The sequence below is a fragment of the Paenibacillus lignilyticus genome, assembly GCF_017942085.1.
In the GTDB taxonomy this organism is placed as follows: Bacteria; Bacillota; Bacilli; order Paenibacillales; family Paenibacillaceae; genus Paenibacillus_Z; species Paenibacillus_Z lignilyticus.
On record NZ_JAGKSP010000008.1, the window covers coordinates 30,737 to 46,146 of the forward strand.

Annotated in this window: 16 protein-coding genes; all 16 read right to left on the reverse strand. The window is 50.0% G+C overall.

Annotation, left to right across the window (positions count from 1 at the left end):
• Positions 1-53 precede the first annotated feature (53 nt).
• Positions 54-2,372 (reverse strand): S-layer homology domain-containing protein, encoded by a 2,319-nt coding sequence (locus tag I8J30_RS19105; RefSeq protein ID WP_210660803.1) that lies wholly within the window; start codon positions 2,370-2,372, stop codon positions 54-56.
• A gap of 91 nt (positions 2,373-2,463) precedes the next feature.
• Positions 2,464-3,249, reverse strand: a complete 786-nt coding sequence (locus I8J30_RS19110; RefSeq protein ID WP_210660805.1) for a tyrosine-protein phosphatase — start codon at positions 3,247-3,249, stop codon at positions 2,464-2,466.
• Between the two features lie 176 nt (positions 3,250-3,425).
• On the reverse strand, positions 3,426-3,824 hold the full coding sequence (locus tag I8J30_RS19115) for a F0F1 ATP synthase subunit epsilon (protein ID WP_210660807.1): 399 nt from the start codon (positions 3,822-3,824) through the stop codon (positions 3,426-3,428).
• A 26-nt stretch (positions 3,825-3,850) separates the two neighbouring features.
• On the reverse strand, positions 3,851-5,269 hold the full coding sequence (gene atpD, locus I8J30_RS19120; protein WP_210660808.1) for a F0F1 ATP synthase subunit beta: 1,419 nt from the start codon (positions 5,267-5,269) through the stop codon (positions 3,851-3,853).
• A 110-nt stretch (positions 5,270-5,379) separates the two neighbouring features.
• Complete coding sequence (atpG, locus tag I8J30_RS19125) at positions 5,380-6,240, reverse strand: ATP synthase F1 subunit gamma (protein WP_210660810.1); 861 nt, start codon at positions 6,238-6,240, stop codon at positions 5,380-5,382.
• Between the two features lie 78 nt (positions 6,241-6,318).
• Positions 6,319-7,833, reverse strand: a complete 1,515-nt coding sequence (gene atpA / locus I8J30_RS19130; protein WP_210660812.1) for a F0F1 ATP synthase subunit alpha — start codon at positions 7,831-7,833, stop codon at positions 6,319-6,321.
• Between the two features lie 16 nt (positions 7,834-7,849).
• Complete coding sequence (locus I8J30_RS19135; protein ID WP_210660815.1) at positions 7,850-8,398, reverse strand: F0F1 ATP synthase subunit delta; 549 nt, start codon at positions 8,396-8,398, stop codon at positions 7,850-7,852.
• Complete coding sequence (gene atpF / locus I8J30_RS19140; protein ID WP_210660816.1) at positions 8,395-8,877, reverse strand: F0F1 ATP synthase subunit B; 483 nt, start codon at positions 8,875-8,877, stop codon at positions 8,395-8,397. Before atpF ends, I8J30_RS19135 begins: the two co-directional genes overlap by 4 nt.
• 102 nt (positions 8,878-8,979) lie before the next feature.
• Positions 8,980-9,204 carry a F0F1 ATP synthase subunit C gene (gene atpE / locus I8J30_RS19145; RefSeq protein ID WP_090982204.1) on the reverse strand — a complete coding sequence of 75 codons (225 nt, stop codon included), beginning with the start codon at positions 9,202-9,204 and terminating at the stop codon, positions 8,980-8,982.
• A 71-nt stretch (positions 9,205-9,275) separates the two neighbouring features.
• Positions 9,276-10,031, reverse strand: a complete 756-nt coding sequence (gene atpB, locus I8J30_RS19150; RefSeq protein WP_210660818.1) for a F0F1 ATP synthase subunit A — start codon at positions 10,029-10,031, stop codon at positions 9,276-9,278.
• A complete protein-coding gene (locus tag I8J30_RS19155; protein ID WP_091224942.1) occupies positions 10,031-10,441 on the reverse strand; it encodes an ATP synthase subunit I in 411 nt (136 codons plus the stop codon). The genes atpB and I8J30_RS19155 overlap by 1 nt, the downstream gene beginning before the upstream one ends.
• Positions 10,441-10,707 carry an AtpZ/AtpI family protein gene (locus I8J30_RS19160; RefSeq protein ID WP_091224941.1) on the reverse strand — a complete coding sequence of 89 codons (267 nt, stop codon included), beginning with the start codon at positions 10,705-10,707 and terminating at the stop codon, positions 10,441-10,443. Before I8J30_RS19160 ends, I8J30_RS19155 begins: the two co-directional genes overlap by 1 nt.
• Positions 10,708-10,896: 189 nt before the next feature.
• Positions 10,897-12,045: a non-hydrolyzing UDP-N-acetylglucosamine 2-epimerase gene (gene wecB, locus I8J30_RS19165; protein ID WP_276316157.1), complete on the reverse strand. Its 1,149-nt coding sequence runs from the start codon at positions 12,043-12,045 to the stop codon at positions 10,897-10,899.
• A gap of 57 nt (positions 12,046-12,102) precedes the next feature.
• Positions 12,103-12,732 (reverse strand): uracil phosphoribosyltransferase, encoded by a 630-nt coding sequence (gene upp, locus I8J30_RS19170; protein WP_091224939.1) that lies wholly within the window; start codon positions 12,730-12,732, stop codon positions 12,103-12,105.
• Positions 12,733-12,877: 145 nt separating this feature from the next.
• On the reverse strand, positions 12,878-13,939 hold the full coding sequence (locus tag I8J30_RS19175) for a glycine-rich domain-containing protein (protein ID WP_210660820.1): 1,062 nt from the start codon (positions 13,937-13,939) through the stop codon (positions 12,878-12,880).
• A gap of 558 nt (positions 13,940-14,497) precedes the next feature.
• Positions 14,498-15,289, reverse strand: coding sequence for a sugar phosphate isomerase/epimerase family protein (locus tag I8J30_RS19180; protein WP_210660822.1), 792 nt, complete (start codon positions 15,287-15,289; stop codon positions 14,498-14,500).
• Between the last annotated feature and the right edge of the window lie 121 nt (positions 15,290-15,410).

Genomic DNA, 15,410 nt, shown 5'->3' on the forward strand with positions numbered 1-15,410 from the left:
CCCCACTGAAGGGGGATGTATATTATGTCATTCAATCCGGTGATGCAGATGGATTAACCCTTGAAGTTAAATGCGCGGTAGATTATAACTGCCGCTTGAGCACGTGTAGCCGTAGCATTAGGATTGAACTTGCCTTTATCGCCTACAACAAGTCCGTTGTTCGCTGCAAAAGCTACTCCATCTTTCAAGCTAGCGTTGATCGTTCCTGCATCCTTGAATGCGTCCAGAGCCTTCAGATCTTCAGCGCTAGGTTTGACTCCTTTAGCCGCTTCCAGGCCGCGAGCGACCATTACAGCCATCTCTGCGCGTGTAATCGTAGCGTTAGGCTCGAAGGAAGTAGCTGTACGGCCTTTGATGATGCCTGCTTCGGATGCAGCAGCTACGAATGGCGCGAACCAGTCGGCAGCATTCACGTCGCTAAAGCCTTCTTTCGCCAATACGTTGTCCAAATCAAGTGCACGAACGAGCATCTTAGCGAATTCTGCGCGTGTTACTTCACCATTCGGAACGAATGCGCCATTAGCGCGGCCTTGGATAGCGCCTTTAGCAGCCATAACTTCGATCTGGCGACCGGCCCATGCTTTTACTTTGTTCGTATCTTTGAATGTTACTTTATTCTCAACAACTACATAAGTGGAGAAATGATCACGCTTCTCGGTGATAACACCATCGTGATAGACGCCCCCATAATAAGTCGTACCGTCGAATACTGTAAGAAGATCCTTGTCGACACCTGTTGTGTTTACAGGGATATTGACTTCGATCGGATTGCTGAACTCGTGAACTTCTTTGCCACCAACAGCAAGGGCGAAGTCGTATGCATCGGATGCAGCTTTCAACGAAGCTGCCGGACCTGCCGGAGCGTTGTTCTTCACGTTGAACGTGAACGCATCGTTGATCTCCGCACCAACAGGCAATGTAGCGCTAAAGCCGTTGAAGCCAAAGTTGAAACCAAACACGCCAGCTGCAGAAGCTTTCTTCACGATGTCGCTGTTCACGCCAACGCTAACATCCTTAGAATTAACAGTGCCAAGATCAATCGTCAGAACTACTTTAAGTGCCGCTTCCGAACCAGGAGCCGCTGCTTTCAGAGCTGCGATGACTTTAGCGATTTCATTGATTGCACTATCAATCGCTGACGAACTTACAGTTACAGTTGCTTTACCATCTACAACTTTAACGTCGCCTTTAGCATCAATCTTCGCGAGTTCTGCGACAGCTGCTGCTGCTTTATCAATCGCTTCTTGGATCAGCTTGTCTTTCTCTGCGCCTGTTGCAGCTGCAATCTTGCCTTTAAGTTCATCCAATACTTGAGTAATTGTCGGTGGTGTTGGTGGTAGAACGATTGGGCTGGTAGAGTAAGTCAACGTATCTGATTTCTCGAAGATAACTTTGCCTTGAAGCTTCGCTTGGATTACAGCTGTGCCTGTAGTTGCCGTAGATGCAAGTGTTACTTTACCAGCTACAACTTCAACATTCACATCGCCGCTTGCTGACCAAGTAAGCAACGCATTAGGAATTGTGATGCCTTTTAACGTAAGTGTGTATGTATGAGTGCGACCACTATCAGTTGTCGTGAACGAGTTTACGGTTTCTGCACGAACAAAAGCTACCACTAGTGCCTTCGTCGCTGCCTCTCCCGCTGGTAGTTCAGTTGTAACGTTCTCCAATGTTGCTGCCAAGCCGTCTGCAAACTCTTCTTTAGTAGCATCGGTCTCATCTTTAAACCAATTGAGCACTTTGCTAACTTCAAGAGTATTGTTGTCCAATACTTTATTCACACCAGCTTTGATCAAAGCTACTGCCAGTGAACCTGATTCATCGTCAAGCAAATCTCCTAAATTCGTTTGCACGGATTCAACTGCTGCCGTTTCAACTGCATCAACAAATGCCAGCAAGTCATTAACTGTTAGTTTAGTAGTTCCCGTAATAGTAGCAAGTTGTACTAGAGCCGCTTGCAGATCTGCATCCGAACGAATAGCAGTGATTTCTTCGTTACGCGTGCTGTACATAATCGAACCAAGGGCTTGGAAGGTATCAAACAAAAGTTCTTTGTTTGTATCATTCTTAACCGGTGCCGGAACATAAGCCCACAGTGGATCGATAGCATCGTTGTCTGCTGCGAAGGTCAGCGCGCCAATTTGAGTGCGAAGATCACGAACGCTCTGTGCATCCTTTCCTGCGATAAGAGCATCATGGATTGCGTCGAGTCTGTCCATGAATTGGTCTTCGGTTGGAGTTGCTGCTGCCGCGATGTTGGACAGACCCAGTTGTTGTGCCAAACCTTTATTGCTAAGTGGCACTCCTGCCAGCGAACCGGCTACTAAACTTGCTGCGATTGTAGTTACTACTAATTTTTTTCTAACTGTCATAAAAGATCACCTCTACCTCAAAAATTGTCATTCCATGCCGCGTTTTGTAACAATCACTACCAATAGTACCACCCATACCCTAGGTGGTCAATTATCTTCCAAAGAATTTTAGGAGATTTGCCAATTTTTTACCATTGGAAGTTCTGCCCATCACTGGAGATTCATTGAAAACATAATTTCCAATTATCGCCTCCGCATTATGCTTGTAACACTGCTCGAAGTTCTCTCCCAACTCTTCTCTTACTCTCTTATAAGCTTCTTGAAGTCGATAACCGCGACGCACGACATGATGTGCATCCGAAGACAGCGTATGTATGAGACCTTCTTGGCAGAGCTGCCAGGCGGAACGTTCGATTTGTTTGCCGAATCCGCCAAGCAGAGAGTGTGTCGTCACTTGGCCATAGGCACCGGCGTCTATCATCTCTCTTAATTTGGAAGGCTTCTGAACAACCTCAGCATTACGTTCAGGATGGGCAATAATCGGACGTATGCCCATAATCGTGAACTCATGAATATATTCCAGCATCCGTTTGGGGACGGATGAAGATGGCATCTCTAATAATATGTAACGGGAATCAGCCAATGTGGTCAGTTCCCCTGCACTTAGCGCTTCAAACATATCGCCGTGCACACGAATCTCTTGTCCTACATACAGATCAAGCGCGATCTGCTCAGCAGCCAAACGTTCTCTCAACAGCTCTACTTGTTGGCGAGTGAATGCTGCGTCATTCATATATCGGCCATTCGCATGATGCGGAGTCGCGATAAGTCCGGTAATGCCATCCGACACAGCAGCTCTAGCCAAATCCAGCGCTTCTTCCATATCTGCAGCGCCGTCATCAATGCCCGGCAATATATGCGTATGAATATCAATCATGGCAGGATCTCCCCCTCATGTCGGATTTTCTCATTATACTACAGATTTACCATTCGGTTGTGTCCAACATTTGACAGTATTATTCCATATACTTACAAATGCGACAATAAAACAAAAAGACTGATCCTCTCACAGAATACCTCTGCGAAAAGAATCAGTCTTCTTCGCTTACTATCTTAGCGAGACTTTACCGCGATACGGTTAAGTGCACGCTGCAATGCGAGCTCAGCGCGAAGTTGATCGTACTCATCGCGCTTGCCGTTAATACGTTGCTCTGCACGCTGCTTCGCCGATTCCGCACGGGCCAAATCGATATCGCCCGGCAGCTCTGCGCTCTCAGCCAAGATGACCACTTTATCCTTACGGATCTCAAGAAACCCGCCGTTAACGGCGATTGTTTCTTCAGAGCGGTCCTTCTTGATGATTACGGGAGCAATTCGCAGAGGCGTTACCATCGGAATGTGATTAGGCAGAATACCCATCTCACCCTCGGAAGCCTTTACGATAATCATATTTACATCCTGAGCGTAAGCCTTACGCTCAGGGGTTACAATTTCCAATAAAAAGGAGCTCATGATATTACCTCCCTAGCTATGAGCGATTAAACCTCTTGAGCAAGTTTTTCCGCTTTAGCAACCGCGTCTTCGATCGTTCCGACGTTATGGAATGCCGATTCCGGAAGGTGGTCGTACTTACCTTCAAGAATTTCTTTGAAGCTGCGTACTGTTTCTTTAACAGGAACGTACAAGCCCGGGATACCATTGAACGCTTCCGCAACGTGCAGTGGTTGCGCGAAGAACACTTGAATACGACGCGCACGGTGAACGATCAGTTTGTCTTCTTCAGACAATTCGTCCATACCGAGGATCGCGATGATATCGAGAAGCTCTTTATAACGTTGCAGAACTTTCTTAACGGTTTGCGCTACTTGGTAGTGCTCTTCGCCAAGAATTTCAGGCGTCAGGATACGGGAAGACGAAGCGAGCGGATCTACGGCCGGGAAGATACCCATTGCTGCGATGTTACGCTCAAGGTTAGTCGTTGCATCCAAGTGGGCAAACGCCGTTGCAGGAGCCGGATCCGTATAGTCATCGGCAGGAACGTAGATCGCTTGAATGGAAGTAACGGAACCCTTCTTCGTGGAAGTGATACGCTCTTGCAATTGACCCATTTCAGTTGCCAATGTTGGTTGGTAACCTACTGCGGATGGCATACGGCCTAGCAAAGCGGATACTTCAGAACCGGCTTGCGTGAAGCGGAAGATGTTATCGACGAACAGAAGAACGTCTCTTCCTTCTTCATCACGGAAATACTCAGCCATTGTAAGACCTGTCAAAGCTACGCGAAGACGCGCACCCGGAGGCTCATTCATTTGACCGAATACCATCGCTGTCTTAGCGATAACGCCGGAGTCGCTCATCTCGTGGTAAAGGTCATTACCTTCACGAGTACGCTCACCAACGCCGGCGAATACGGAGATACCGCCGTGCTCTTGTGCGATGTTGTGGATAAGCTCTTGCATCGTTACGGTTTTACCTACGCCCGCACCGCCGAAGAGACCGATTTTACCGCCTTTGGAATATGGAGCCATAAGGTCGATAACTTTGATACCTGTTTCCAGGATCTCTTGGGAAGTCGACAAATCTTCAAACGCCGGTGCTTGACGGTGGATCGGGTTAGAGATCGTACGGTCAACATCACCATTGTTATCGATTGGATCACCAAGTACGTTAAATACGCGGCCAAGTGTTGCCGGTCCTACAGGTACTGTGATTGGTTTACCCAAATCCACAGCTTCTGTTCCTCTGACAAGACCGTCAGTGGAAGACATCGCAACGCAGCGAACCAGATTGTCGCCGAGGTGAGTTGCTACTTCAACCGTAAGGTTGATATCGCGCTCGCCTGCGCCTTGAGCAGCTCTTTCGATTTTTATCGCATTAAGAATCTCAGGCAAATGTCCGTTTTCGAACGCAATGTCGACTACGGGTCCTGTTACCTGGACTACACGCCCCTTGCTCATTCTTGTACCTCCTTCATGTTTTCCGAAGCAATACCGCTGATTGGTTTGAGCGACCGCTAGGTCGTTCGGCACTCAGCTAGTGCTTGCTCCGGATGCATTAATGGTGAAGCTTATGCTTGTGCGTTAGCTCCGCCGACGATCTCCGCGATTTCTTGCGTGATTGCTGCCTGACGTGCACGGTTGTACGTCAACGTCAAGCCTGCGATCATCTTCGTCGCGTTCTTCGTTGCATTGCCCATCGCTGTCATACGTGCGCCGAACTCGCTCGCTTTACCTTCCAATACCGCGCTGTAAACAACCGTTTCCGCGTATTTCGGCAATAGCACATCGAGTACCTTCTCAGGTGACGGCTCATATTCGTAGCTTGCCTTCGCGCCTGTAAATTCAGACTGATCCAGTGGAAGCAGCTGCTTAATAACAGGAACTTGGGTAATTGCATTATAGAATTGGTTATACACCAGGTTTAGCTCGTCATATTTACCGGTTTCGAAGCCTTTAACAGCAGCTGCTGCCAACGACTTGATGTCGGCAAACTTCGGTGAATCGGAAAGTCCCGTTACTTCATCCGCAAGGTTGATGTTCCGGCGTTTGAAGTAATCCCGGCCTTTACGTCCGATGACGAAAACGTCGTATTCAGCAGGAGACTTATGCTTCTCCTGAATCTCCGTCCATACTTTACGAAGCACGTTCGCATTGTATCCGCCCGCCAAACCGCGGTCCGACGTGACGACCAGGTAGGCCGTACGTTTTACTTCGCGGCTCTGCAGCATAGGATGCTTAATCGCGCCTCCGCTCGATGCAATGCTCGCTACGACTTCCTTGATCTTGTCGGTATATGGACGTGATGCTACTGCCGCATCTTGAGCTCTCTTGAGCTTGGCGGATGCAACCATCTCCATTGCCTTCGTGATCTGCTTCGTATTCTGCTTACTCTTGATCGAGCGCTTAATTTCGCGCATACCTTTAGCCATTCGTTGTCACCACCTTATTACTGAGCCATTGGGTGAAGCAGCACTTCACCCGGGCCAGTTCTATTCCGCACTATAGGTTTAAACCGACGCTGCAAAGCTGTTCTTGAACGATTTGATCGCTTCAACAAGCACTTTCTCATTGTCGGAAGTCAAATCTTTCGTGTCGCGGATGGAAGCGTAGATTTCTGGTTTGTTTGCATCCACGAAAGCCAGTAGACCGGCTTCGAAGCGGCGTACATCTTGAACCGGAATATCATCAACGTGTCCACGTGTAACCGTGTAAAGGGAAACGACCTGGCGCTCTACCGGCAATGGCGCGTTAACGCCTTGCTTCAAGATTTCCAGTGTGCGCTCACCGCGGTTTAGACGGGATTGCGTTACTTTATCAAGATCAGATCCGAACGCTGCAAATGCTGCCAATTCGCGGTATTGAGCAAGGTCGGTTTTGAGCGTGCCCGCAACTTTCTTCATGGCTTTGATTTGAGCGGAGCTACCTACACGGGATACCGAGTTACCAACGTTAACCGCTGGACGCTGACCGGAGTAGAATAGATCGGACTCTAGGAAGATTTGACCATCCGTAATCGAGATTACGTTCGTCGGGATGTAAGCCGAGATATCGCCGGCTTGCGTCTCGATGAATGGCAATGCAGTCAAGGAACCGCCGCCAAGCTCATCGTTCAGCTTAGCCGCGCGCTCAAGCAAACGGGAGTGAAGGTAGAATACGTCCCCTGGATAAGCCTCACGGCCCGGCGGACGGCGAAGCAGCAAGGAAAGCTCACGGTATGCTGCCGCTTGTTTGGAAAGGTCATCATAGATAACAAGAACGTGTTTGCCGTTGTACATGAACTCTTCACCCATCGCGCAGCCTGTGTAAGGTGCGAGGTAAAGAAGAGGGGACGGCTCGGAAGCGCTCGCCGTAACCACGATTGTGTATTCCAAAGCGCCTTGTTGGCGAAGGGATTCAACAACCGTACGTACAGTGGATTGTTTCTGACCGATTGCAACGTAGATACAGATAACGCCGTTGCCTTTTTGGTTCACGATCGTGTCGATCGCGATTTGAGTCTTACCTGTTTGACGGTCGCCGATGATAAGCTCACGTTGACCGCGGCCGATTGGAATCATCGCATCGATCGCTTTGATACCTGTTTGCATCGGCTCGAATACCGATTTACGAGCCATAACGCCCGGTGCCGGAGATTCGATTGGACGTGCTTTAGTTGTGTTGATTGGTCCGTTGCCGTCAACCGGTTGTCCCAGTGCGTTTACTACGCGGCCAAGCAAAGCTTCGCCAACCGGAACTTCCATGATACGACCTGTTCTCTTCACTTGGTCGCCTTCGCGGATGCCTGTGTAAGGTCCCATGATAACGACACCGACGTTGCTCTCTTCAAGGTTAAGGGCCATACCCATAACGCCGTTCGAGAATTCGAGCAGTTCGCCGGCCATAGCGTTCTCTAGGCCGTGTACACGTGCGATACCGTCACCGACTTGGATGACCGTACCGACATCAACGACTTGAATTTCGGATTTAAATTGTTCGATCTGTTGTTTAATCAGCGTGCTGATTTCATCAGGTCTGATACTCAATTCCGTTCACCCCTATCTACAATGCTTGAGTTTTCAAAGCTTGTTCAAGTCGAGCCAGCTTGCCGGAGAGGCTGCCGTCATACAGACGGTCGCCGATGCGTACTTGTACGCCGCCGAGCAGGGAAGGTTCAACGATTTGTTTTGCGATAATGCGTTTGCCAACCATTGTTCCGAATTGCGCAGCCACTTTGGACAGCTCTTCGGCGGACAAGGATTTAGCCGTATATATAGTAGCGTGTGCCTGACCGAGCGCATCGCCCGCTACCTTCGTATAAGCTTCGTACACTTCTGCGATCGCGTCATGACGGCCGCGGATAATGAGCAGCTCTACTGTATTCAGTACCATTACCGACACTTTGTCAGATAGCGCACCTTTAATAATGTCGATCTTCTTCGTCACTTCGACGTTTGGCAGACCCAGAAACTTGCGGATTTCCGCATCTCCGTTCAGCGCGTCGACGACGATTTTCAGCTGTTTCTCAACATCTGCAACCGCATTATTGCTTTGTGCAAGTTCAAACAGCGCTTTAGCGTAGCGTTTAGCTACGACGCTCTCGCGGCTCATTTGCTTCCAACCTCATTCAAGTATTGGTCAACAAGCTGCTCTTGCGATTTGTCATCGATTTGTTTCTCGATGATTTTGGAAGCGATCATGACGGACATACCGCTAACTTGACTGCGGAGTGCAGAAATCGCTTTGTTTTTCTCGCTTTCGATATCTTTGACAGCTTCGTCCTTCAGGCGAGTAGCCTCGGATTTAGCAGCATGTACGATTTCATCAGCTTGCTTCGTGCTGGTTTGTTTCGCTTGCTCGATAATTTCATAAGCATCTTTGCGTGCTTGTTGAAGGGATTGCTTCTGCTCTTCATACTGTGCTTCGGCTTGTTTGCGGCTGTTCTCCGCGCTCTCAAGCTGTTCTTTCACGAACTGCTTGCGCTGTTCCATGATGGAGAATAGCGGACCGAAAGCGTAACGGCTAAGCAGCCAGTAAAGAATTCCGAAAGCAACCAGTTGGATGAAAAAATTGGACCATACGATATCCAACGTACGTCACTCCTTTCCGTAGATTAGCCGGCTCTCAATTGAAGCAGGCAAAAGGAAGGCGCGGAGGCTGATTGCACTCCCCGCCATAATGCATTAGTAATCTTACGCTTTGCCCAAGAAGATGAACGCTAGTACCAGGGAAATAACTGGAAGTGCCTCTACAAGCGCTACCCCGATGAACATTGTAGTTTGAAGAGTACCGCGAAGTTCCGGTTGACGGGAAATACCCTCAACTGTACGACCTACGATCAAACCGTTACCAATACCTGCACCCAGTGCTCCAAGACCGAATACAATTGCTGCTGCAACTAATGCCAAAGCTCCCATTAGAGAAATCCTCCTTAAAATGTTTACATATAGTTTTATTGTTTCCTGCCATGAGCAGGTTTGTTACTGACTTAATGATGCTCTTCGTGAACGATCGCTTGCGACATGTAAACCATGGTCAGCATAACGAATACGAAGGATTGAATCGCGCCTACGAAAACACTGAACCCTTGCCATACAATCAGCGCAGGGATACCAAACCATCCCATGCCCATGATAACGCCAATCATAACCTCACCCGCGAAAATGTTACCGTATAGACGAAGCGAAAGCGATAGCGGCTTAGCGACCTCTTTGATTACGTTAAGCGGGAAGAATGCTGCGTAAGGCTCGAAGTAATGCTTGAGGTAATGCTTGCGGTTACGACGCAGACCCTCGATGTGCGTAAGCACGATTACGATAGCCATTAGAGCGCCTGAAACCGCGACATCGGCAGTCGGTGATTTCCACCACGCGATGTGTGCTTCCTCTTCACCATGCAAGTTAAGCTCCATGCCTGCAAATGCCGCGCCATGATGCGCCTCGGTAATGATACCGAACGGAAGACCCAGCAAGTTGGCAACAAACAGGTACATGATCATAGCAATACCCAGCGTCAAGTACGGACGGCCTTTCTTCAGGTCCATCGTAGTACCGATGATGTTCTGTACGAATTCGATAACCCACTCCAAGAAGTTCTGCATCTTGGTCGGGTTCGTTACCGAAGCGTTGCGAACCGCCAGCTTAGCAATAATAAATACGATAATGCTGGTGATAACTATCATGATAATGGCAGCCAAATCAAATCGAATGCCACCCAGATTTACTTCAGGAAAAATATGATCCATTAGTTGTTTTCACCCCTTTCATCGGTGGATTGCCGTACGGCCGGATCTCTCTTGGCTTTAAATCCCAATATGAGTGTTGCCAATTGAGCAACAAATAATCCAGCTACTGTTCCATAGAGGCTAAACGAAAAGTACTTGGTTGCGATCACAACCGCTAGCAGGGCAATACATGCGCGAGTCAGAAAACCAAGGTTATGGCGTTTCTGGATCCCCGCGGCCGATAAAGCACCGACTCGCTGTACTTTCCAAGAGAGATGGAAGGCGTTTGCAAGACTTGCCGCAGTTCCGAGAACAAGACCGCCGAAGAACGGCTTATATTCCGGAAGAAGGGCCCATCCAATAAAACATAGAGACAAAAAAAAGAACGTAATACGCTTAACCGTTCGAAGGTGGCCGGACAAATCATCCATTATTTCGCTTTGCCCCCTGTAAACGCCTTGATCAGAATGATGGTGATGAAGACCGCGACAACAAAACCAACTGCCATGCCAACAATAGAGTAGTACCCGGTGTCTTGCGCTTGATCGACCTTGAGTCCAATCCAGTAGCCCAGTCCAAGACAGGCACCGATCGTCCCGCCGACGGATCCGATCAGACCCATGGCGCGCCAAGGATTATCTCCGAAGCTGCTGTTATCCGTGTTGCGATTATTGTCGTTATGGGACGGATTCGTCATCTAGAATCACTCCAAAACTCTTATTTATTTTAGCCAAGCGGGTTCGCTTTTGTCAATTGATATAAATTCAAACATTTAGTGAACGGGTACCCGAAAACCCTTGATTTACCTGGGGTTTTCGGGTTTCCAAACCGTACAGTAGCACTGTATGCTGTGGCCTTCCTCGGAATGCTATCCTACCGTTGTAAACTATGAACGTTGTGTGAACGACTCCGGACGCTTGTCCGTTTTTCCAAAATGATGCAGGATCGCCTGTACAATGCGAACAGATGCTTGCCCATCGCCATAAGGATTGGCTGCTTGGCTCATTTTGTCATAGAGGTTCTTGTCGGAAAGCAGCGCATGAGCGCGCTCATAAACGACCTCTTCGTCGGTGCCGACAAGCTCCAACGTCCCTGCATCGATACCTTCAGGACGCTCGGTCGTATCACGAAGCACCAAGGTCGGAACGCCGAAGGACGGCGCCTCTTCCTGCAAACCGCCTGAATCCGTCATAATCATGTACGTGTGCGGGTAGAAGTTATGGAATTCAAACACGTCGAGCGGCTCGATCAGCTTAATACGCGGATGATTGCCAAGGATTTCATTCGCCGGCTCGCGAACGGCAGGATTCAAGTGCACCGCATACACGACAACAACATCTTCGAACTCGTCGGCAATCCGTTTCACCGCGCGGAAAATATTGCGATGAGGCTCGCCCAGCGCTTCGCGGCGATGAGCCGTCATCAGAATCATGCGCTTGCCCGCCGCCCATTCGATAACGGGATGCGTGAAGGATTTGTCCACCGTGTATTGGAATACGTCTGTCGCCGTGTTGCCGGTTATGTAGATCGCAGACTCCGATTTGTTCTCTTTGCGCAGATTGTCTGCCGCTCTGTCCGTCGGCGCGAAATGCACATCCGATAGAACGCCGGCCAGTTGACGGTTCATCTCTTCCGGATACGGAGACATCTTGTTCCACGTGCGCAGCCCTGCTTCAACATGTCCAACTTGAATCTGCTGCACGAAGGAAGCGTAGCTGGCCAAGAAACAAGTCTGTGTATCGCCATGCACCAGTACGATGTCCGGTTTCGCTTCACGTAGAATCGGCTCCAGGCCCTCAAGCACTTTGACGGTCGTCTCCGTCAGCGTCTGGCGATCTTTCATGACGTTCAGATCGTATTCCGGCGTGATTTTGAAGAAATCGAGCACTTGATCGAGCATTTGGCGATGCTGCGCCGTTACGCAGACAACGGACTCAATCTCCTCCGGATGCTTCTCCAGCTCCAGTACCAATGGCGCCATCTTCACCGCTTCCGGTCGGGTGCCGAATATCGTCATCACTTTAATTTTAGCCAAAGCATGTCACTCCTAATTGTAGCGTAGCAAATAGTGCCCCCAGATGCAGACGCCTGATTATTTGGTGCCAAACATACGGTCACCGGCGTCGCCCAGACCTGGTACGATGTAGCCGTGATCGTTAAGATGGCTGTCGAGCGAAGCCAAGAAAATATCGACATCCGGATGCGCCTTCTGCACAGCCGCCACACCTTCCGGTGCGGCGATGAGGCACATTAGCTTGATCTGCGTGCAGCCGCGCGTCTTCAGCGCTTGAATGGCCGCGTTCGCCGATCCGCCCGTAGCGAGCATCGGATCAATTACAATCAACTGACGCTCCGTTGCATCAGCCGGCAGATTGACGTAATACTCAACCGGCTCGAGCGTTTCCGGATTGCGGAACAGCCCAATGTGACCGACTTTAGCCGAAGGAATCAGCTTGAGCATGCCCTCCACCATCCCGAGTCCCGCGCGCAAAATCGGAATGAGTCCCACCATGCGTCCGGACACGATTTTGCTCGTCGCTTCAATGACGGGCGTCGTGACGGTAGTCGTCTCCAGCGGTAAATCTCTTGTAATTTCATACGCCATCATCGTGGCGACTTCATCGACCAGTTCACGGAAATCCTTGGTCTTCGTATCTTTGTCGCGAATAAAGGTCAGCTTATGCTGAATAAGCGGATGGTCGCAAATTGTGAGATTGCCCATAGTTCTATTCATCCTCCTGAAATGCTTCTTCAACTGACTATTATAACATTCGGCGCATCAATGTGCTATCTGGGCCATGGAGCGCAAGAAACACATGCAAAGTATACCCGAAAGAGGCATGAATTACGTGAACCTGGTCTCTGTCTCAACTACTGCCGCCACAGCTGCTTCCGCAGGATGAACCGCCTCCGGAATCGCCGCCGCCACCTGAATCGCCTCCGCCTGAGCAGGAACTTCCGCCGCCGCCATCGAAGCCGCCGTCATTAAAGTCAGTGGAATCCTGATCGGCGCCGCTGCAAATCGGATCCGAGCCCGAGCCGTTCGCGTCACGCTGTTCGTCGGTTTGATTCTCATCCATCTGATTATGAAAGTTGTCGACCGGCCCGAATGAAGAGTAGAAAAACATCCCCGAGAGCATTCCTGTCGACATCATGTCGGAAGAGTCTGCGACACGGTTGTGGATGGGTTCGTCTTTGGAAGATGCGAGCTTTCTTCCACGCTCAATTAAGTAATCGATGGTCGCATTCAAATCGTCGAACTGGGCTGCTGCCTTCTCATTGAAACGTTTGCTGCGCAGCTCGGAAGGATCTCCCGTTTCCAGCTCATCCATGAGCTCCCTTGGCAGCGGAGTGCGATAAAAAGCTCCCCATAGCTGACCGCTTACCGGCACAGGCAGGAACAGCTCCCCGTAAATCCAATCGAACCAGGCGCGTTCTCCGGCTGCAGGCTTCGCATCCGAACCGTGCGGAGCATGATGGATCGTCCCTCCGCAAAACTGCTTACAGAACTGCTCATACTCCCGGGTGAACATCAGCATTTCATGCCACACTTCATCTACGCGCACGCTGTACATCGGAACATTCCGAAGCACCCCGCACATGAGAAAATAACGCTTCAGCTCAAACCACTGCCACTGCCATTCCCCCTCGCGCATGCTTGGGGTGCGCTTCAGTACGCGGTCTTTCACGCGCGCTTCAAAGTCCGGCGACAGCGCGGCTTCGAGCCGCTCGGCAGCCGACCGTGCCGGATGTCCCTCGGGTACGCCGAGATATTCCGGAGGCTTGCGCATCGGCGGTGTAGAAGATCGGCGAGCGCCGTTGCGCGCGTTGAACCCGCTTGATCGTTGCTGCTGGGTCCCTCGGGATTGGAAGAGCTTGATGACAATAAAGACTAATATAAGGATGAAAACAAATCCAAAAATGCTCATACGTCGGAGGCTCACCGCCTTTGTTGGGATATAGGGCCATCATATCATGCCGAGGCTGATGTGCTGATTATTTTTCGCTAAATTCAGGAAAAGATTCGGGGGTGATGATGTCCCTGAAGTGCATTGCACCTCAAACATCTTCGAGACACTTTGGAGGCACCTTCGAGGCACCTTCAACATTTCCGAGACACCTTCGACACCTCGCAGTCACCTTCGACACCCCCCAGTCACCTCCGACACTTCCGAGCCGCCTTCGTAGTAGCAAATGTTGCACGAAGTGCAACAAAAACAACTACTTGCGATCGGGAAGTTAGATATGTTGCGTAATATGCAACATTTAGCCCCGTTATAGCGTTTAAAAGTTCATTTTCCAAGAGAATGTTGCCTTTCGCGCAACATTCTTGGTGTTTTACGGTCAGAAAGGTGGAAATGTTGCATTTTAGGCATCATTTGGGTTTCGAGTTGCCTATAGGGACAGCCATAAATGAGCCAGTGAGGTGTCAATGGAATAAAAAAGATGGCATTAGGGCTTGGCTAGCCCTTTTGCCATCCTCTTAATTAACCCCGAAGCAGCAGGCGGTTAAAGTAATCGATCGTGAACTGCACGCCTTTGTCGCCGAGCTCGCCCGTCCAGGTGTGGGAATGCGGTTCGATGCTCAGTCCGCCTTGGTAGCCAACCCCGTACAGGATAGCCATGAACGTGCCCCAATCCGTTTGATCCATGCCGGCCGGCGGATCGTCGAAACGTTTGCCGTCAATGATGACCGAGCCTTTGATGTGGATATGCTTGATGCGCGAGCCCCAATCCACGATTTCTTTCAAGTAATCTTGTCCGGCATAACGGGCATGCGAAGGATCGTACTTGATGCCAAGCTCCGGCAAATGGCCGTGAATGAGCTTCCACGCTGCATCGTCCACGATGTAATTGTTCCAGTGGCAGTTGTACGTCGCAATGGCGATTCCGCGCGTTTTGCCGTATTCAATCAGGATAGAGAAGTAGTTAATCGCCGCCGTGATGTTATCGTAATAGGACAGCTCTTCGATGTAATTGCAGCCGCCTACGAATACCGGGCAACCAAGCTCCTGGCACGCGTCGATAAGCGCTTGGGATGCCTTCAGCTCCTCTTCGTTGATGCTGCCATCCTTGTTGATTCGATCCGGACCCCAGCGTCCGATGGAAGCAACCGCAACGCCTGTCCGCTCACTCGCGGCTTTCAGCTCCGGTACAAGGCTCGTGAAAGTAGAAGCTGGCGTGCCCACATTGACGCAAAACTCTAAAAAGGCCAAGCCGAGATTGGCCGCATAATCGAAGCTTTCAACACGATAATCTGCAATGATTCCAAGTTTCATGATCGGTTCGACTCCTTCGTTTTCATCCGATTACGGCCCGCACCGAAACGTTTCGGATTGACTCGCACTCTCACTATATAACCAGCAAGAAAGCGATTGCAACAAAAATTTATCGACAAGG